General features: G+C 71.1%; 16 protein-coding genes. 5 read left to right on the forward strand and 11 right to left on the reverse strand.

What is annotated here, in order from left to right; all coding sequences use genetic code 11:
* Positions 1 to 26 precede the first annotated feature (26 nt).
* From AC07FN_RS04245 to AC07FN_RS04270, 6 genes are all read right to left on the reverse strand, one after another.
* On the reverse strand, positions 27 to 866 hold the full coding sequence (locus AC07FN_RS04245) for a carbohydrate ABC transporter permease (protein ID WP_452615748.1): 840 nt from the start codon (positions 864 to 866) through the stop codon (positions 27 to 29).
* A complete protein-coding gene (locus AC07FN_RS04250; RefSeq protein WP_478394306.1) occupies positions 859 to 1,800 on the reverse strand; it encodes a carbohydrate ABC transporter permease in 942 nt (313 codons plus the stop codon). The genes AC07FN_RS04245 and AC07FN_RS04250 overlap by 8 nt, the downstream gene beginning before the upstream one ends.
* Positions 1,797 to 3,110 (reverse strand): ABC transporter substrate-binding protein, encoded by a 1,314-nt coding sequence (locus AC07FN_RS04255; protein ID WP_478394307.1) that lies wholly within the window; start codon positions 3,108 to 3,110, stop codon positions 1,797 to 1,799. The genes AC07FN_RS04250 and AC07FN_RS04255 overlap by 4 nt, the downstream gene beginning before the upstream one ends.
* A 65-nt stretch (positions 3,111 to 3,175) precedes the next feature.
* On the reverse strand, positions 3,176 to 4,246 hold the full coding sequence (locus AC07FN_RS04260) for a LacI family DNA-binding transcriptional regulator (protein WP_478394308.1): 1,071 nt from the start codon (positions 4,244 to 4,246) through the stop codon (positions 3,176 to 3,178).
* A 136-nt stretch (positions 4,247 to 4,382) separates the two neighbouring features.
* Entirely contained in the window at positions 4,383 to 4,793 is a 411-nt protein-coding gene (locus AC07FN_RS04265) for a DUF7144 family membrane protein (RefSeq protein WP_478394309.1), read from the reverse strand.
* A 93-nt stretch (positions 4,794 to 4,886) separates the two neighbouring features.
* A complete protein-coding gene (locus tag AC07FN_RS04270; RefSeq protein ID WP_478394310.1) occupies positions 4,887 to 5,480 on the reverse strand; it encodes a TetR/AcrR family transcriptional regulator in 594 nt (197 codons plus the stop codon).
* Between the two features lie 64 nt (positions 5,481 to 5,544).
* Here AC07FN_RS04270 and AC07FN_RS04275 point away from each other — a divergent pair, with 64 nt between their 5' ends.
* The gene (locus AC07FN_RS04275) at positions 5,545 to 6,780 is read left to right on the forward strand and encodes an FAD-dependent oxidoreductase (RefSeq protein ID WP_478394311.1); all 1,236 of its coding nucleotides are present in this window, start codon (positions 5,545 to 5,547) and stop codon (positions 6,778 to 6,780) included.
* Positions 6,781 to 6,798: 18 nt separating this feature from the next.
* Here the strand turns inward: AC07FN_RS04275 and AC07FN_RS04280 are convergent, their stop codons facing one another.
* Positions 6,799 to 8,025 carry an MFS transporter gene (locus tag AC07FN_RS04280; RefSeq protein ID WP_478394312.1) on the reverse strand — a complete coding sequence of 409 codons (1,227 nt, stop codon included), beginning with the start codon at positions 8,023 to 8,025 and terminating at the stop codon, positions 6,799 to 6,801.
* 355 nt (positions 8,026 to 8,380) lie between these two features.
* Here AC07FN_RS04280 and AC07FN_RS04285 point away from each other — a divergent pair, with 355 nt between their 5' ends.
* Both AC07FN_RS04285 and AC07FN_RS04290 read left to right on the forward strand, forming a co-directional pair.
* Positions 8,381 to 9,202, forward strand: coding sequence for an IclR family transcriptional regulator domain-containing protein (locus AC07FN_RS04285; RefSeq protein ID WP_478394313.1), 822 nt, complete (start codon positions 8,381 to 8,383; stop codon positions 9,200 to 9,202).
* Between the two features lie 280 nt (positions 9,203 to 9,482).
* The gene (locus AC07FN_RS04290) at positions 9,483 to 10,997 is read left to right on the forward strand and encodes an acetyl-CoA hydrolase/transferase family protein (RefSeq protein ID WP_478394314.1); all 1,515 of its coding nucleotides are present in this window, start codon (positions 9,483 to 9,485) and stop codon (positions 10,995 to 10,997) included.
* Between the two features lie 269 nt (positions 10,998 to 11,266).
* Here the strand turns inward: AC07FN_RS04290 and AC07FN_RS04295 are convergent, their stop codons facing one another.
* Genes AC07FN_RS04295 through AC07FN_RS04305 form a run of 3 tightly spaced genes read right to left on the reverse strand, consistent with a single transcriptional unit; the run spans position 11,267 to position 14,416 of the window.
* Entirely contained in the window at positions 11,267 to 12,859 is a 1,593-nt protein-coding gene (locus tag AC07FN_RS04295; protein WP_478394315.1) for an ABC transporter permease, read from the reverse strand.
* On the reverse strand, positions 12,856 to 13,761 hold the full coding sequence (locus tag AC07FN_RS04300) for an ABC transporter ATP-binding protein (protein WP_478394316.1): 906 nt from the start codon (positions 13,759 to 13,761) through the stop codon (positions 12,856 to 12,858). Before AC07FN_RS04300 ends, AC07FN_RS04295 begins: the two co-directional genes overlap by 4 nt.
* Positions 13,754 to 14,416 carry a TetR/AcrR family transcriptional regulator gene (locus AC07FN_RS04305; protein ID WP_478394317.1) on the reverse strand — a complete coding sequence of 221 codons (663 nt, stop codon included), beginning with the start codon at positions 14,414 to 14,416 and terminating at the stop codon, positions 13,754 to 13,756. Before AC07FN_RS04305 ends, AC07FN_RS04300 begins: the two co-directional genes overlap by 8 nt.
* A gap of 151 nt (positions 14,417 to 14,567) precedes the next feature.
* Between AC07FN_RS04305 and AC07FN_RS04310 the strand changes: the two genes are divergently transcribed.
* The gene (locus AC07FN_RS04310) at positions 14,568 to 15,104 is read left to right on the forward strand and encodes a TIGR03086 family metal-binding protein (RefSeq protein WP_478394318.1); all 537 of its coding nucleotides are present in this window, start codon (positions 14,568 to 14,570) and stop codon (positions 15,102 to 15,104) included.
* A 27-nt stretch (positions 15,105 to 15,131) separates the two neighbouring features.
* On the opposite strand, the gene AC07FN_RS04315 is transcribed toward AC07FN_RS04310, so the two are convergent.
* Entirely contained in the window at positions 15,132 to 17,222 is a 2,091-nt protein-coding gene (locus AC07FN_RS04315; protein WP_478394319.1) for a putative bifunctional diguanylate cyclase/phosphodiesterase, read from the reverse strand.
* Positions 17,223 to 17,610: 388 nt separating this feature from the next.
* On the opposite strand from AC07FN_RS04315, the gene AC07FN_RS04320 reads away from it, so the two are divergent.
* Positions 17,611 to 18,024 (forward strand): FHA domain-containing protein, encoded by a 414-nt coding sequence (locus AC07FN_RS04320; RefSeq protein WP_478394320.1) that lies wholly within the window; start codon positions 17,611 to 17,613, stop codon positions 18,022 to 18,024.
* Positions 18,025 to 18,506: the final 482 nt, after the last annotated feature.

Genomic DNA, 18,506 nt, shown 5'->3' on the forward strand with positions numbered 1-18,506 from the left:
CTTTCTCGGCTGGTGGATCCAACAGGTCACTTGACCGCGCCCGCGGTCAACCCCTGGGCCAGGTAGCGCTGGAGCAGCAGGAACCCGATGACCACCGGGATGCTGACGACCAGCGACGCCGCCATCACCTCGTTCCAGTACACCGAGGTCTGCGTGGCGTACTCGCGCAGCCCGACCGCGAGCGTGCGCGAACCCGAGTCGGTCATGATCGAGGCGAACAGGGTCTCGCCCCACGCCGTCATGAACGCGTAGATCGCCACCGCGGCGATGCCCGGTCGCGCGGCGGGCAGCACCACTCTGAGCAGGGCGCTCACCGGGCTCGCGCCGTCGATCAGCGCCGCCTCGTCGAGGTCCTTCGGGATGGAGTCGAAGTAGCCGACCAGCATCCAGATCGCGAACGGCAGCGAGAACGTCAGGTAGGTGATGATCAGGCCGAGGTGGCTGCCGTGCAGGGCGATGCCGGTCAGCCGGCCGATCGTGGCGTAGATCAGGTACAGCGGCAGCAGGAACAGGATCCCGGGGAACATCTGGGTGGACAGCACGACGATGCGGAACGCGTTGCGGCCGCGGAAGCGGAACCGGCTGATCGCGTACGCGGCGAACACGGCGATGGTCACCGACAGCGCCGCGGCGCCCAGGGCCACCACGGTGCTGTTCACGAAGTAGTCGGCCAGCGAGATCGTCGACCACATGTCGACGAACGGCTGGAACGTGATGTTCACCGGCAGCCACCGGAACCGGTCCTGCACGTCGCCCAGCGGCTTCACCGCCGAGGTCACCATGACGTACAGCGGCAGCGCGGTGAACAGCACCAGGAAGGTCAGCCCGCCCACCCGCAGGAGGCGGAACCACCGCGGCTCAGACATCTTTCAACCTCCGCGAGGTGAAGGCGAGGTAGCCCGCGGTCACCAGCAGCAGGAACAGCAGCAGGAGCGCGGACATCGCCGAGCCCAGGCCGAAGTTCCAGGTGAGGAACGAGCTTCCGTAGATGTGGATGGACAGCAGGTTGGCCGCGCCCGGCACCGACTTGTCGAAGAGGATGTAGGGCACGTTGAAGTCGTTGAACGTCCACAGGAACAGCACCAGCACCAGGACCTGGTTCACCGGCCGCAGCATCGGCACGGTGATGGACCGGAACTGCTGCCAGATCCCCGCACCGTCCACTGTGGCCTGCTCGTAGACGTCGGCTGGAATGGACTGCATCCCGGCCATCAGGACGAGGAACGCGAACGGCCACAGCCGCCACACCGAGGTGACGACGATGCTGCCGAAGGCGTTGTCGCCCAGCAACCAGAAGGTGCCGCCCGCGCCGGCCCCGAGGTCGTCCAGCACGGTGTTGACCATGCCGTCGCTGCGGTCGAGCATGAACTTCCAGATCATGACCGCGGTGTAGACCGGCAGCGCGTACGGCACCAGGAACAGCGTGCGCAGCACGGCCTGGCCGGGGAAGCTGCGCTGGAGCAGCGTCGCTGCGAAGAGACCGAGCGTCCAGGAAAGTCCGACGGTCAGGATCGCGTAGGCCAGCGTGACCGCGAAGGAGCGCAGGAGTTCCGCGCCCGCCGCGCCGTCGAGGTCCAGCGCGAAGCCGAAGTTGTCCAGGCCCGCGAACGGCGCGCGCACCCAGTCCCGCAGGTGGAACTGGGTCAGTTCGAGCAGGCTCATCCACAGGCCGCCGAGCATTGGCACCAGGTGCACCAGCAGCTCGAAGGCCAGCGCGGGCGCGATCAGCAGGTAGGGGAGCGCGCGCCGGCTCGGCGTCCACCCGCGACGCCGCGCCGGAATCGGTGTGGTGGCCGTCATCCTCCGGTCCCCCGCATCTTCTGCTCCGCCTCGGCCAGCGCCTCGCGCACGTCCTCCGCGCCGGGTGGTCGTCCGGTGGCGGTGGCCGCGAACAGGTCGCGCATCGCCGCGCCGACCGTCGTTTCGAAGTGGGCCTCGTTGGGGATCATCGGCACGGTTTCCGAGCCGCCGGCCAGCACTTCGCTGAACACCTGGTTCTTGGGCGTGTGGAAGGCCGGATCGGCGTAGGCGTCCTCGACCACCGGCAGCGTGCCGTACTTCTCGTTCAGCGACGCCTGGACCTCCTTGCTGGTGAGGAACTCGACCAGTTCGAGAGCCTGTTCCCGCCGCGGGCTGTCGGCGAACACCGCGACGTTCGAGCCCGCGACGTGGCTGCGCACGGCCCGGCCGCCGGGCGGCAGGGGATCGGGCACCGGCATCGGCACGACGCCGTAGTCCGCCTCGGCCATCCCGTTGTCGTGCAGCGTGGGGATGACGCTGTTCTGCGCGATCAGCATCGCGGCGTCACCGTCCACGAAATCCGCTGCCGCGCCGGAGGAATTGCCCTCCTCGGCGTCGTCGGGATCCACCACGCGGGCCGAGGCCATCAGGTCGATGTAGCGCTGCACCGCGGCGACGGCTTCCGGCGAGGCGAACGACGGGCTGCCGCGCTCGTCGATGAGGTGCGTGCCCTCCTGGCGGCCGAACATGAACGCGAAGTGCGCGTTCTCGGTGTAGCTGGCGCCGGGGACGGTGAGCCCCCAGCGGCCGCGCGCCGGGTCGGTGAGCCGCTTCGCGGTGTCGATGAACTCCCGCCAGTCCTTCGGCGGCTCGGTGATGCCGGCCTCGGCGAACAGCTTCTTGTTGTAGAACAGGCCGTAGGACAGCCCGTACAGCGGCAGCGAAGCCGGCGGTTGCCCGGGCATCCCGGTGGAGCTCATGCTGCTGTCGAGGAACCGGTCCCCGCCGCCGAAGCGGTTCATCAGCGCGTCGTCGAAGGGCACGAACGCGCCGGTCGCCTGCAGGGACGCGGCCCAGGTGTTGCCGAGGTTCACCACGTCCGGGCCCACGCCGGAGGTCGCCGCGCCGAGGATCCGGTTGAGCAGGTCGGACCAGCCGATCACCTCCAGCTTGACCTCGATGCCGGTCCGGGCGGTGAACTCGGCGAGCTCTTCGCCGAGGATTTCCCGGTCCTGCGCGGCGTTCTTGCCCTGGTTGCTCGCCCAGTAGGTGATCGTGTTGTCGTCGTCGGCCGGTGCCGCGCAGCCGGTCAGCGCGCCGGCGAGCAATGCCGCGACCAGCGGCACCGCCAGGAGTGAGCGCTTGAGCACGAAAGCCTCCTCGGCTCCGTCGGGCCCGTCGTTGGACCCCTGGCTCAAGCTAAGGACTTAACCGGTTAATCAGAAGGGCCGATCGGTGGCGTGATCATTTCGTTACCGTTGGCCGGTCGGTTGCCGGGAGCGGTCGCGGTGCTCCCGCGCGGCATCAGCGTCCGCGGCGACAGCTCACCGTCGTCGACCGAACCGGTCTCGATCAGCTCCAGCAGCATGCGGGCGGCGGTGGCGGAATCCACGACGACGCTGTGCGCGAACGCGGTGATGGCGGGGCGAACCACCTGGCACAACATCGAGTCGTCCCACGCCAGCACCGAGAGATCGGCCGGAACCCGCACGCCCAGCGCCTCGGCGTGCACCACCGCCGCGACCGCCATCACGTCGTTGTCGTAGATGACCGTGGTCGGGGGATTCGGTGCCGCGAGCAGGCGGCGCGTGGCGCGAACCCCGCCCTCCTCGGTGTAATCGCCGGGCGCGTGGTGCACCGAGAGACCCGGCGTTCCGCCCACGGCTCGGCGCAGCGCATCCGCCCGCCGAACGGTGTGCTGGAGATCGGGCGGCCCCTGCACGTGCCCGATCCGGCGGTGGCCGAGCTCCGAGAGGTGCGTGATCGCGCTGCGGATGGCCTCGTCCTCGTCGGCCCGCAGGACCGGGATCCCCGGCATCGGCCCCGCGGTGCCGAAGAACACCGCCGGCGTCCCCAGCTCGCGCAGCAGCTCCGGGCGCGGGTCGGAGACGCGGAGATCGGTCAGCACCACGCCGTCGACCCGCCGCTCCGCCCACCAGCGCCGGTAGGTGTCCAGCTCGGTGCCGGTGTCCGCCGCGAGCGCGAGCTGCAGCGAAAACCCGTCCGCCGAAAGGGTTTGCTCCAGGCCGGCGAGCATCTGCATGAAGAACGGCTCGGTGCGCAGCACCTCCGGGGAGCGGGCGAGCACGATGCCGACGTTCGCCGCCCGGTCGTTGGACAGGGCGCGCGCCGCGCTGCTGGCCCGCCAGCCCATCGCCGTCGCGACGTCGAGGATCCGCTCCCGGGTCTGCGGCGAGACCCCGGCGCGCCCGTTGAGCGCGTAGGAGACGGCGGCCTTCGAAACCCCGACCTCCCGGGCGATGTCGATGATCGTCGGCCGCTTCACCCGGCGCTCCTTCCCGGCCCGCGCCGGAGAAGACCGGGGCGGCGCGACGTCCCGGAGCGCAGCGTACTCGACGCGACTGGCCGGGCGGCCGCGATGGGCGCGCGGCATCCACTGTGGAACGCCGGGATCCGCCCGGCTACCGGTGGCCGGCCTCCCGGCCGTGGGCGGCCAGCGCGTAGATCACGACCACGTCGAGCACGATCACCACCGCCGACCACAGCGGATAGGCCATGAAGAAGGCGATGTTGGTCAGGATGCTGATCACCGCCATGGCGATGGCCACGGCACGCGCCCAGGTGCGACCGCTGAACAGCCCGACCCCGGTGGCGGCGAGCACGACACCGGTGATCAGGAAGCTCCAGCCGACCCCGGCGTAGCTGATCTGCACCGCCGATCCGGCCGGCGTCACGTACGTCGCGCCGGAGCGGGCGAACGCGATCGCCCCGTTGATCACCTGGACAATGCCGGTCAGCAGCAGGATGGTGGCGGCGAAGTACACCCATCCCACCCAACCGGTGTGCATGTGCCGTGCTCCGTGCGTGGTCATCGCCGCCTCCTCCGCTCGCCCTGCCTGGGACTCACCGTGCGGGAGGCGGAGCTGCCTGATCCAGAGGCCAAAGGCCCCGGCTCGCAGCGCCGTTCACCGGCGGCCGCGCAACGCGATCTCCGCGGCCCGCAGGACGGCGTCGGTGGTCGGTTCCCGGTCGAGGCCGGAGTGCATGGCCGCGTCGATCGCACCGATCAGGGCCCCGGTCAGCGCCGCGGCGTGCAGCGCGTCGAGCTCCGCGGGATAGGCCTCGCGGAGGGCGTGGGCGAGCCGCTGCTGCAGGGATGCGTTGCGGAGCAAGGCGCCCGCGCGCAAGGCCGGGACGGTGGCGATCAGCCGGGCTCGGATCCTGGTCAGCTCGTGGTCGAAGGGGAAGCTCCAGGCGTCGGCGGTGCTGAGCTGGTGGATCGTGCGCAGCAGCAGGTCTTCCGGCTGTTCGTCGGCGGCGCGACCGGCGAAGGCATCCTGGAGAAGGCCGTCGTAGAGATCGTCGTCGCCGAAGACGACCTCGTCCTTGGCTGAGAAGTAGTTGAAGAACGTCGCGGGCGACACCTCGGCGGCCGCCGCGATCTCGGCGACGGTGGTGCTGTCGTAGCCCTTCTCGTCGAACAGCCGGATGGCCGCCTCGATCAGGGCCTGCTTGGTGCGCCGCTTCTTCCGCTCCCGCAGTCTGGGCCGGTCACTCATGGTCGCCAATCCTACATGAGATCTAAAATTAGAGAGGCTCTAAGTTTCTGCTAGCGTGGTCGCCATGACGGATCGAACGCAGTGCTGCATCGTCGGGGGCGGCCCGGCGGGGATGATGCTGGGCCTGCTGCTCGCGCGCGCCGGCGTGGCGGTGACGGTGCTGGAGAAGCACCATGACTTCCTGCGGGATTTCCGCGGCGACACCGTGCATCCATCCACGCTGCGGCTTCTCGACGAGCTCGGTCTGGGCGAGCGGTTCGCCGAGCGGCCGGCCGGGAAGCTGGCGAAGATGCGCATCCAGATCGGCTCGAAGACGGTTGTCATGGCCGACTTCGGGCGGCTCCGCGAGCCGTACCGGCACATCGCGATGGTGCCGCAGTGGGACTTCCTCGACCTGCTGGCCACCGCGGCCGCCGAGCACCCGTCGTTCACGCTGCGCATGTGCAGCGCCGTGACCGGGCTGCGCAAGGACGGCGCCGGTCGCACCACTGGTGTGCACTACTGCGGCGCCGATGGCGTGGATCGCGAACTCGCCGCGCCGCTGACCGTCGGTTGCGACGGCCGCTGGTCGGTGGTCCGCCGGGAAGCCGGGCTGCGGCCGATCTTCTTCGACGTGCCGATGGATGTGTGGCAGGTCCGGGTGCCCAAGGCCGACGGCGACGCCGACGGCGAGGTGTTCGGCCACTTCGGCGGCGGCCAGGCCTCGGTCACCATGGACCGCGGCGACTACTTCCAGACGTCCTACCTGATCGGGAAGGGCCGGAACGAGGCCCTGCGCGCGCAGGACATCGCGGTGTTCCGGGCGCGGCTGGCCGGCCTGTTCGGCTGGCCGGAAGCCCGGCTGGAGTCGGTGCGCTCGTGGGACGACGTGAAGCTGCTGCGGGTGGAGATGAACCGCCTGCGCCGCTGGTACGGCGACGGCGTGCTGTGCATCGGCGACGCCGCGCACACGATGTCGCCGGTCGGCGGCGTCGGCGTCAACCTCGCCGTGCAGGACGCCGTCGCGGCGGCCCGGGTGCTGGCGGAACCGCTTCGGCGCGGCCGGGTTCCCGCCGCTGCGCTCGCGAAGATCCAGCGCCGCCGGTGGCTGCCGATGGCGGTGGCGCAGCAGTCGCAGCGCGGCGAACACGAGATGCTGCTGCGTCCGGCGCTCGACGGCACGCTCGACGAGAACAAGCTGCCGTTGATGCTGCGCGCCCTGCAACGCGCGCCGTTCCTGCGCGGCGTGACCGCGTACATCGGTGGGATGGGGGTCCTCCCCGAACACGCGCCCACGTTCGCGCGCAGGGCGGCGGCATGAGCTGTCCTCAGTGGAGGATCAGGCTGCGACCAGCTCGCGTTCCGTCCGCATGGCCGGGACTTCTGCGGCTTCTGGCGGGGTGACAGCCGCGCGCTCGGTGTTGCGCTCCAGGGTTCCGGAGACCGCGGCGAGCGCGAGGCCGATCACCGAGAGCGCCGAGCCGACCAGGTTCGGCGCCAGCAGCCCGAGGCCGTGCGCGATCGCCAGGCCGCCGGCGTAGGCGCCGATGGAGTTCGCGACGTTGAAGGCGGACTGCAGCGCCGCCGACACGAGCGCCGGTGCCCCGCCGGCCTTGTCCATCACCACGGCCTGCATGATCGGCGCGACCATGAAGCCGAGGGCGCCGATCACGAAGACGGTCACCGCGGCGGCGAGCTTGTCGCCGGAGGTGATCGTGAACGCGCCGAGCACCACGGCCAGCCCGACCAGCACGGCGTACAGGCCGGGCATCAACGCCTTGTCGGCGACCCGGCCGCCCAGGAAGTTGCCCAGCGTCATGCCGAGCCCGGCCAGCACCAGCAGGCCCGTCACGCCGGTCGGCGAGTACCCGGAGACGTCGGTGAGGATCGGGGTCAGGTAGCTCAGGCAGGCGAACGTCCCGCCGAGGCCGAAGGTCACGATCGCCAGCGCCAGCCACACCTGCGGCAGGCGGAACGCGGCGAGCTGCCCGCGCACCGAGGCCTCCGAGGGCGTGGGCCGGCCCTGGGCGGGCACCAGCCGGACGATGGCGGCGACGGCGACGAGACCGATGGCGGAGACCACGACGAACGTGGCGCGCCAGCCGAACTGCTGGCCCAGCAGCGTGCCGAGCGGCACGCCGACGACGTTGGCCAGCGTGAGGCCCATGAACATCATCGAGACGGCCTTGGCGCGGTTGCCCGGCCCGGCGAGGCTGGTCGCCACGACGGCGCCGGCGCCGAAGAAAGCGCCGTGCGGCAGGCCGGCCAGGAACCGGAACACCGTGCCGATCTCCGCGCTCGGGGACAGCGCGAAGAGCAGGTTGCCGAGCGTGAAGAGGCCCATCGTGCCGACGAGCATGGCTTTGCGGGGCAGCCGCGCGCCCAGGATCGTCAGGGCCGGGGCGCCGATCACCACGCCTAGCGCGTAACCCGTGATCAGGTTGCCTGCGGTCGGGATCGACACGCCGAGGTCGGCGGCCGCCTGGGGCAGCACGCCCATCATGACGAACTCGGTCGTGCCGATGCCGAAGGCGCCGATGGCCAGTGCGAGCAGCGCGATGGGCACAGTTGTCCTCTCGGGGAGCGGGGATCGGGGGAGCGCGGCGGGTCGTGATGGCCGCTGCCGGGGCGTGGCGGGTCCGGACTGTCTGTATCGATACAGAAGACGTACGCGAAGAAGTCCGGCCCCAATGCTGGCCACGTCACCGTCGGTTGTTCGGTGTCCAGTCTCGGGGCCCGGTGGCGGTCCTGTCCACCTCGCGGGCCGTGAAACGAGACACGGTGCGTAGTGGACGGACCGGCGTTGTCACTCAATAGAGTGAGGCCGGCGCCAGGCCGCATCGACAGATGTCCTTTGTGGACCGGGATGTTCGCGGCGCAGAATCGGGCGGGACATCCAGCCGGGAGGAACGGGAGGCGGCGTGCCGGAAGAACGTGGTGGGCACTTCGTCCGCTCGGTCGAGCGGACCCTGTCGGTGCTGCGGGCGTTCTCGCCCGGTCGGGCCGAGCTGACGCTGACCGAGGTGGCGCAGGCCAGCGGCCTGGACCGGGCCGGGGCCCGGCGGATCCTGCTGACGCTCGTCGACCTCGGCTACGTCCGCCACGACGAGCGGCACTTCGCGCTGACGCCGCAGGTCCTGGAGTTCGGCTACGCCTACCTGTCCAGCCGGTCGCTGCCGCAGATCGCCGAGCCGCACCTGCGCCGGCTCACCCGGGAACTGCGGGAGATGACGGCGGTGGCCGTGCTCGAAGGCGACGAGATCTGCTACATCGCGCAGGTGCCGAGCCCGAAGCTGCTGTCCGTGGCGATCCCGGTCGGCACCCGCTTCCCCGCGCACGCCACGTCGATGGGCAAGGTGCTGCTGGCCGGAATGCCGCCGGAGCGGTTGGAGGCGCGACTGCGCTCGACGGACCTGGCGGCACTCACGCCGCACACCATCACTACCCGCGAAGGCCTGCTCGCGGATCTCGGCAAAGTCCGCAGGCAGGGCTTCGTGATCTCCGACAGCGAACTGGAGGAGGGCCTGCGCGGTGTCGCCGCGCCGATCCGCGACGCCGACGGGAAGGTGTTCGCGGCGGTCAACGTCTCGCTGGACGCGCACAGCGCGTCGGAGGACAGCGTGCGGCGCGAGATCGTGCCGCTCCTGGTGGCGACGGCGGCCCGGATCGAAGCGGACCTGCGGCTGAAGCCGCCGGGCAGCCGTCCCGGACCGCCCGGCCGCGTGCCGTCGCCAGGCATGTGATGTGGCGCCGGGCGTTCGCTGGACGACCGCTGGTGTCGCCGTGCGAACGAGCCGCCGACGACTTCCCGCGTGCCGGCGGGGTGCCGATTTGCCTTGCCCACCAGTGACAACGCGGGGATTCGACGCTGCTCTGCGGAGTCCTCGCGGCCGTGGTGCCCTGCGTCACAGCTATTTTCCGCTGCGCTCCATGCTTAGGATCCCCGTCACATCAAGCCACCCCGGCGGCGTTCGGCGAATCACGGGTGGCGCCTTCGACCTCGATGGAGCGGGAGGGGCGGACATGACCCGCAGGGTTCGGAACCGGCAGCTGGCGGCGAAGATCGTCGACGCCGAGGAGGCCGCCGGGCTGATCGGGACCGGCGACAACGTGGGCATGAGCGGCTTCACCGGCGCCGGGTATCCGAAGGAGGTGCCGGGCGCGCTGGCCAAGCGGGTCGCCGCGGCCCGCGCGGAGGGGGAGCCGATGAAGGTCGGTCTGTGGACCGGCGCGTCCACCGCCCCGGAGCTCGACGGCGCGCTCGCCGAGGTGGAGGGCATCGACCTGCGGCTGCCGTACCAGTCCGACCCGGTCACCCGCGAGAAGATCAACTCTGGCCGGATGGACTACACCGACATCCACCTCTCGCACGTCGCGCAGCGCGTGTGGCAGGGCGTCTTCGGCGAGCTGGACGTCGCCGTCGTGGAGGTCAGCGGCATCACCGAGGACGGCCGCCTGATCCCGTCGTCGTCGGTGGGCAACAACAAGACCTGGCTGGAGCGGGCCGACCGGGTCATCCTCGAGGTCAACTCGTGGCAGAGCGAGCACCTGGAAGGGATGCACGACATCTACTACGGGACGGCGCTGCCACCGCGGCGCAAGCCCGTCCCGATCACGCATCCCGCCGACCGGATCGGCGTGCCGTACCTGGAATGCCCGGTGGACAAGGTGATCGCGGTGGTCGAGACCGAATCGCCCGACCGCAACACGGTTTTCACGCCGCCGGACGAGACGTCCGGGCGGATCGCCGGGCACGTGCTGGACTTCCTGGACCTGGAGGTGCGGTCGGGCCGGCTGCCGCGGGCCCTGCTCCCGCTGCAGTCCGGGGTGGGCAACGTGGCGAACGCCGTCCTCGCCGGGCTGCAAGCGGGTCCGTTCGACGGGCTGACCGCCTACACCGAGGTGATCCAGGACGGGATGCTGCAGCTGATCGAGTCGGGCAAGCTCCTGATGGCGTCCGCGACCGCCTTCTCGCTGAGCCCGGCGGCGGTGGACCGCTTCAACCGCGACGCCGCCGCCTACCGCGACAAGATCGTGCTGCGGCCGCAGGAGATCAGCAACCATCCGGAGGTCGTGCGCCGGCTCGGCTGCCTGGCGATGAACGGCATCGTGGAGGCCGACATCTACGGCAACATCAACTCGACGCACCTGATGGGCAGCCGGATCCAGAACGGCATCGGCGGCTCGGGGGACTTCGCGCGCAACGCCTACGTGTCGATCTTCGTGACGCCGTCGGTGGCCAAGGGCGGCGCCGTGTCCTCGATCGTGCCGATGGTCTCGCACGTGGACCACACCGAGCACGACGTCGACGTGATCGTGACCGAGCAGGGCCTGGCGGATCTGCGCGGCCTCTCGCCCCGCAGGCGCGCGGAGCTGGTCATCGAGCGGTGCGCGCATCCCGATTTCCGCCCGGCGCTGCGGGACTACCACGACCGCGCCCTGGAATCGTCGTTCGGCCGCCACACCCCGCACCTCCTCGGCGAGGCCCTGTCCTGGCACCAGCGCTACCTCGACGAAGGCACCATGCGCCCGGCCTAGCGCAGAAGTCTGATGTGGACGGCATCGGCGCACCAGGCGCGAGCATTGCGGTGGAACCCGAGACGGATCCCGCGTCGCCGTAGCAGGTGGAAGCTAAGATTCAGCACCTCGTCGTGGCGCCAGGCTGGTCGCCGTTGGCCCATCAGCAGTGGCTTTCCAACTCGGGGAACTCATTGCGGATGAACCGTGACGCCTCGACATCAGCGGTGTCGTCGGGTTGCTTTCGCTCGACGAGCTCAGGCCAAGGCGCGGTCCCCGGTCGGCGTCGCCTATCCGAAGTCCCGGTGGCGGAGGGCCAGCAGTCCGCCGCCGAGCAGGACGGCCGACAGCGCGATCATCGCCAGTGCCGGGCCCGGGTCGAACGGGTTTCCGGCGATGGTGTTCGGGATGTAGTGGAACGGCTCGAACGGCGTCCCGCCCCACACCCCGTACAGCGGGCCGGCAATCTGCCCCAGCGCCGCCGTCGCCACCCACACCGCCCAGCAGATCGCCCCGCTCGCCTTCGGCAGGAGCCCGTAGGCGAACGCGCAGACCGCGCCCACCAGCCACGCGGCCGGGACGGTTCCCATCGTCTGGAGGAGGATGCGCGGCACGTCCGTCGCGAAATCGCCCACGAGCCAAGCGAAGAACACCCCGAAGACGAGTCCGGTGACGGCCAGCAGCGCCGCCGTGCCGAGGCCGGTCACCAGCAGGTGCCCGGCCGCCCAGCGCAGCCGTGTCATCGGCGTGGCCTGCGCTGCTTCGGCCCGGCCGCTGCTCTCCTCGGCGCGCAGCCGCTGGACCATCAGCACCGGGTACAGGGCGATGACGTGCGCGAAGATCAGGATGAGGGGCCACAGGAAGTAGTGGAGCTCCGAACCGGCCCGGCCGCCGAAGTTCTCCAGCAGCCGGGCCGCGCCGGGCGCGTTGAGCAGCTGGTGCGCCAGGGTGCTCAGCGCGCCGGCGGCGGCCGCGAACACCGCGAGCGCAACGGCCCACTTCACCAGCAGGCCGCGGTTCAGGCGCCAGGACAGGCTGATCGGGCCGCGCAGCCGCGGCGCGGACGCGGGCCCGGTGCGCTCGGGGATCAGCCCGGCTCCGAGGTCGCGGCGATCCACCAGGCGGTAGGCGATGGCCGACAGCGCCGCGGTCGTGGCGATCGACACCGCGAGCATCCACCACCGCTCGTCGCGGTACGGCGCCACCAGGTGGCTCCAGCCGATCGGGGACACGTACGTCATCCAGTACTGCCCGCTCGCGTCGCCGGCGTAGCGCAGGACGTAGGCGGCGCCGAGGGCGGAAAGCGCGAAAGCCCTTGCGGTGCGGGCGTTCTGCGCGAGCTGGGCGGCGACCGCGGCGACTCCGCCGAACACCCAACCGGCGGCGGTGATGCCCGCCCCGTAGGCGATCGACCCCACCGCGTCCAGCCCGGTCGCGATCAGCACGACGGCGGTCAGCGCGCCACCGGCCAGGCTCACCCCGCCCGCCACCGCCAGGGCGGCGGTCAGCGCGGCGTAGCGGCTGACCGCGCCCGCGCGCAGCAGCTCGGCGCGGCCGGCGTCCTCGTCTGCGCGGGTGTACCGGACGACGGCCATCAGGGCGGCGAGACCGTTCATCACGTACAGGAATCCGCCGCTGCGCCAGGACGAGAGGACGCCGAGGTCCGGTTCGACGGTTCCGCCGCCGAGTGCCCGGAAGAAGGCGTTCTGGTTGATCATCGCGGTGTAGATCGCCTTCAGCTCCGGCGTGCCCATGTTCCGGTTGATGTAGCCGACCATGATCAACGACATGGTGACGAGCAGGAGGACCCACCACGGCGCGATGTTCCGCTCGCGGCGCAGCGCCAGCCGCACCAGGCTGGAGGTTCCGGCGGGGGTGCTCATCGGGTGGCCTCCGCGGAGGTTTTGCCGTAGTGCCGCAGGAAGAGCTCTTCGAGCGTGGGCGGCCGGCTGACGAGGCCGCGAACGCCGATCGAGCCGAGCCGGCTCAGCGCCGGACCGAGGGCGTCGGCGTCGGCGTCGAAGCACACCTGGCCGTCCTCCGTCCGGAAGTCGTGCACTCCCGCGAGCTCGGCGAGCCCGTCCGCGGGGCCGGTGAGTTCGGCGCGCACGGAGGTGCGGGCCAGGTGGCGGAGTTCGGCGAGCGAACCGGAATCGACGGCCCGGCCGTCGCGGATGATGGTGACGCGATCGCACAACTCCTCGACCTCGCCGAGGATGTGGCTGGACAGCAGCACGGTCCGGCCGCCGCTCCGCACCTCCTCCCGGACGACGTCGCGGAACACCACCTCCATCAGCGGGTCCAGGCCCGAGGTGGGTTCGTCGAGGATGAGGAGCTCGGCGTCGGAGGCGAGCGCGGCGATCAGCGCCACCTTCTGCCGGTTGCCCTTGGAGTAGGCGCGGGACTTGGTGCGGGGATCCAGGTCGAAGCGGTCGATCAGCTCCGCGCGCCTGGCGTGGTCGGCGCCGCCCCGCAGCTGCGTGAGGAGATCGATGACCTCGCCGCCGGAAAGTCCGGGCCAGAGCGTGACGTCGCCCGGCACGTAGGCGAGCCTGCGGTGCAGGCTCGTCGCGTCCCGCCACGGATCGCCGCCGAGCAGCCGGGCGGAGCCCGCGTCGGCGCGCAACAGCCCGAGCAGGATCCTGATCGTCGTGCTCTTCCCGGCGCCGTTCGGGCCGAGGAAGCCGTGCACCTCACCGGTTCTTACCGCGAGGTCGAGGCCGTTCAGCGCCGTGGTCCGGCCGAACTCCTTGACCAGGCCGGCGATCGATATCGCGTCAGTCATCGAGGCCTCCTCCGGGAACGGGGTTTCCACCGGCGGGCAGCCGCGACCGGATGGCGGCGGCTTCCTCCGGGCTGAGGAGCGGATGGGAGTAGAGGTCGAGCAGGACGCGGGCCAGCACGTCCTCGCCCTGTGGGGTGAACACGTCGACGCCGAGGCCGCGGGACACGTGCTCGTGCATGACGGCGATGGACAGCGCCATCGCCGCGCTGACGGTCGCGCGCTGCTCCGGGGACACCTCCGGCGGATCGGAACGCTTCCGGTCGGCTTCCGCCAGCCACTGCGCGCCCAGCTCGGCGAGCTTGTCGAACAGCGGCGCGGCCCGCCCCTCGACCAGCGCACGCGCGACGTACCGCTGGTACGGGCCGAAGGCCGCGCCCGCGACGCCGACGTAGTTCACGCCGCCCGGCGCGCTGTCGGCCCTGACGTCGTCGTTGATCCCGTTCAGGACCTTGGCGAGGTAGGCGTCGCAGGCGTCGCGCAGCGCTTCCTTGGAGCCGAAGTGGTGGCGCACCAGCCCCGACGACACGCCCGCCGTCTCGGCGATCCCGCGGATCGTCGCCCGGTCGAAGCCGTGCTCGCCGAAGTGCCGCAGCGCCGCGTCCCGGATCCGCGCCCGGGCGGTCAGGTCCTCCGGATCCAGTCCCGGCAAGCTCATGTCCCGTCACCTATCCACACGTGCATCTGACTATTCACATGAGAAGGCTACTACACACGTGTGTAGCTCGGGAGTGGTGATTTCGGCGCGCGGCGACGATTCCCGGTTCCGCGAGCCGTCTACCTCGGGGAACGGAACCCGAGGAGGATCAGTGATTGACCTGAAGCCGGCCTGCCGCCGGATGAACGACCTGCTGGCAGGCATCGCGGACGACCAGCTCGCCGCCCCTACGCCCTGCGCCGAGTACACCGTCGGCGACCTGATCGACCACGTCGACGAGGCCGCTCACGGCTTCGCCGCGCTCGCCGGCGGCGACGTCGGCGAGCGAGCCGCCGACCTCGGCGACGACTGGCGGCACGAGGTCGCCGAGCACGTCCGGGCACTCGGCGAGGCGTGGGACGACCCGGCGGCCTGGCGGGGCAGCTCCGGCGGCGCGGGAGTGGAGCTGCCGAACGAGGTGTGGGGCAAGATCGCGCTCACCGAGGTGGTCGTGCACGGCTGGGATCTCGCGAAGGCGACCGGCCAGCCCTTCGAGCTGCCCGAGGAGACCCTGCGGGCCTGCCTCGACCACGTGGCGGAGTTCGTCCCGAACGCCCCGGTCAAGAGCCTGTGGGGGAGTCCCGTCGAGACGCCGGCCGACGCCCCGCTGTTGGATCGGATCGTCGCCATCACCGGCCGCACCCCGTGAATTCCGTTGCCCAGCAACGGAATCTGGTCACGGCAGCGGCAGGCCCTGCTCCAGGAGGGCGGTGAACCGGTCCTCCTGGACCGGGCGGGCGAACAGGAAGCCCTGGTACACGTCGATCCCGACGCTGGCGAGCAGGTTGAACTGCTCCGCCGTTTCGACGCCTTCGGCCACGGTCTGGCAGTCCAGCGCGCGGGCGAACTCCGCCACCGCGCGGGCGACCGCCAGATCGCGGGAGCCGACGCCGAGGTCGGAGACGAAGCTGCGGTCCGCCTTGATGATCTGTGCCGGCAGGTCCTTGATCCGGGCCAGCGAGGAGTAGCCGGTGCCGAAGTCGTCGACGGCGAACCGCACGCCGCGGTCGACGAGTTCGAGCATCGCGCGTCGCGGCCCGCTCGGTAGATCGACCAGCACCGTCTCGACCAGTTCGAGGACGACGCGGTTCGGCTCGATGCCGGACTCGGCTATCGCCCCGGTCACCTCGGCGGTGAACTCCGGGTCGTCGGGCAGCAACCCGGCGAGGTTCACCGCGATGCCGACCGGGCGCCCGCCGACGGTCGGCCACTGGGCGGCCCGGCTCAGGGCGGTGTGCAGCACCCATCGGTCCAGGTCGCGCAGCAGGTCGCCCTGCTCGGCGACAGGCAGGAAGACGTCCGGGTAGAGCAGGCCGTGCTCGGGGTGCTGCCACCGGACCAGCGCCTCGGCCGAGACCACGATGCCCGCGGCGTCCACCACGGGCTGGTAGTGGAGCACGAGGTCGTCGTTGTCGATGGCCTCGCGCAGCTCCGACTCCAGCCGCAGCTGCTGGCTGATGGCCTGGGCCAGCCCCGGATCGGCCAGCGCCACCCGCCCCGGCCCGCGCCGCTTCGCCCGGTACATGGCCGCGTCGGCGAAGCGGAGCAGGTCGTCGCCGCAGGTCGTGGCGCCGTCGGGCATCGCGCAGCCGACCGCGGCCGACACCTGAACCGGCTGGCCCTGCAGGCGCACCACGGTGCGGAGCAGGCCGGACACCGTCGCGCCCAGCGCCTCCAGGCCGCCCACGGCGTCGACGTCGCGGCAGACCACCACGAACTCGTCACCGGAGAGCCGGGCCGGGACGCATCCCGGCGGCATGCCGCCGCGCAGCCTGCGGGCCAGGGTCGCGACCAGCTCGTCCCCGGCGTCGTGGCCCAGGGAGTCGTTCACCCGTTTGAAGTTGTCGATGTCGCAGAACAGCACGCCGACCCGCTCGGCGCCGGGCCCGCTCACCAGTTCGTCGAGGAGTTCCTTGACCGCGCGGCGGTTGAACAGCCCGGTCAGCGAGTCATGGGTGGCCTGGTAGCGGAGCTCCTCGGCCCGCTGGTGCCGTTCGGTGATGTCCTGGAACGCCACCAGCCAGAACAGCCGCCCGTCGTCCTGCACCGCGGCGGCGCAGCGGAGGTCGCAGTGCACCGGCCGGCCGTCGGCCCGCTTGAGCACCCGGTGGGTCGGCGCATCCGAGATCATGACGAGCGGGCCCGACCGGTCCTGGGGGTGCCGCAGGTCGTCGGCCCGCGTGCCGTGCAGCTCGGAGATCTCCGAGCCGAGCAGGTCGCACAGCGCGTCGTTGGCCCGGGCCAGCCGGTGCGACTCGTCGAACAGGGCGATGCCCACCGGGGTCAGGCCCATCAGGTTGGTGAATCGCTCGCTGGAGCGCTCCAGCCGGGTGTGGGATTCGGTGTCGTCCCTGGTGACCTTGGCGAAGCCGCGCAGGCTGCCGTCGGAGGACCGCAGCGCGGCGGTGACGACGTGGGCCCAGAAGTGGGTGCCGTCCTTGCGGACGAGCCACCCCTCGGCCTGGTGGTAGCCGGTGCGCGCGGCGTGTTCGAGCTCCCGCTCCGGCCGGCGTTCGGCCGCGGCCTCGGGCGGGTAGAACACGGAGAAGTGCTGCCCGACGATTTCGTCGCTGCGGTAGCCCTTCATGCGTTCGGCGCCCGGGTTCCAGCTCGTCACGGTCCCGTTCGCGTCGAGCATGTAGATCGCGTACTCGTTGATGGCCGTGGCCAGCAGGTCGAGTCCGACCTCTTGCGCTAGTGGGAACCCGAGTTGTTCCGAATGGGTCAGCCCGTTCTTCGTCTGCAGAATTATCGCCCCTGAATGCACCCGGACTTACACGGTTGCCGCAGTAGAGCGTAGCCATGGCGGGGACCGAACAACAGCTCCCGGTCGGCTCGCGCTCGGGAGAACGTGTGCAAGGCCACTGCGCTGAGACTTCGGCATCGGCGCACCGGCCGAAACGTTGAACTGATTTCGTATTCGTGGTCCACCGTGATCCATTGTGGATCAGTTCAATGCCGGATCCCGCGCTGCTCGACACGGGTGAATTCCTGGTGTCCTCTCAGCCAATTCTCAAGGAGCGCCCTGGTTTCGCCGGTAACTTGGATTGCACGGGCCCGGCCGCAACGGTGCCGGGCCTGGCGGGTTCCCCCGACGACCTGCGCCGGCAGCCGCCGCGTGCGCGACGGCGACTCGAATCCGTCAGGAGGACGCCATGAACCAGAGTCGATGCGGTGCGGCCGCCATGCCCGTCGGAACCTTCGGCGACGAGCCGCCCGCGATCCCGGCGCAGGCCGGGGCCGCCACGCCCGCACCACGCGTCGCAGCCGACCCCGCAGGCGGGGCCGCGGCGCTGGTGGTCCGCCGCGGTCCCCACGCGGGCACCGTCATCCCGGTCGCCGACGCGGTGACCGTGGGACGCGGCCGGGATTGCGACATCACGCTCGACGCGCCCACGGTCTCGCTCCGGCACGCCCGGATCCACCGCGTCGGCGACCGGTACGCGATCACCGATTCGGGCTCGCTGAACGGCACCTACCTCAACCGCAACCCGGTCGACCGGGCGGAGCTGTCCGACGGCGACGAGCTCTGGATCGGCACCTACCGGTTCACCTTCCGCGCGGCCTGACCCCCGCGGTCCGCGGCGTCGTCCACATCGGACGAACGCCGCGGACGTGGTGGTGCTATGCCGGGGCCGAGGTGTCGAGGCGGCCGCCGAGGTGCTCGGCGAAGTAGACCTCGGCGAAGTGCGGGTCCAGCACCTCGATCCGAGGCCGGTCGCCGACGAAGCGATGGGCGAACCCGACTCAACACCATGCCCTGGGGGCACGGTCAACCACCGGTCGTCCGATGCGCTCGCGTGTCGCGGCGGGGTCTCCGGCCGCCGGGCCCGGTGGGCGACCGATCGCAGCTGCGTTGACACGGGAGGCGCAGCCGGTCGGCGGCACCTCGCCGACGGCGGAAGTAGAAAGTGGACACTCCGGCACTTGAGCGGCGACCAGATCAGCGTCTGGGAGCTGGAACGCCGGGTTCTGGAAGACCGCTTCCGCACCCTCCGGCCCCGGGGTCTCCCGGTTTTCCGCCCGCGGGCCCTGGTGGATCGGCCGAGCC

This window comes from Saccharopolyspora sp. NPDC045941 (assembly GCF_056431445.1).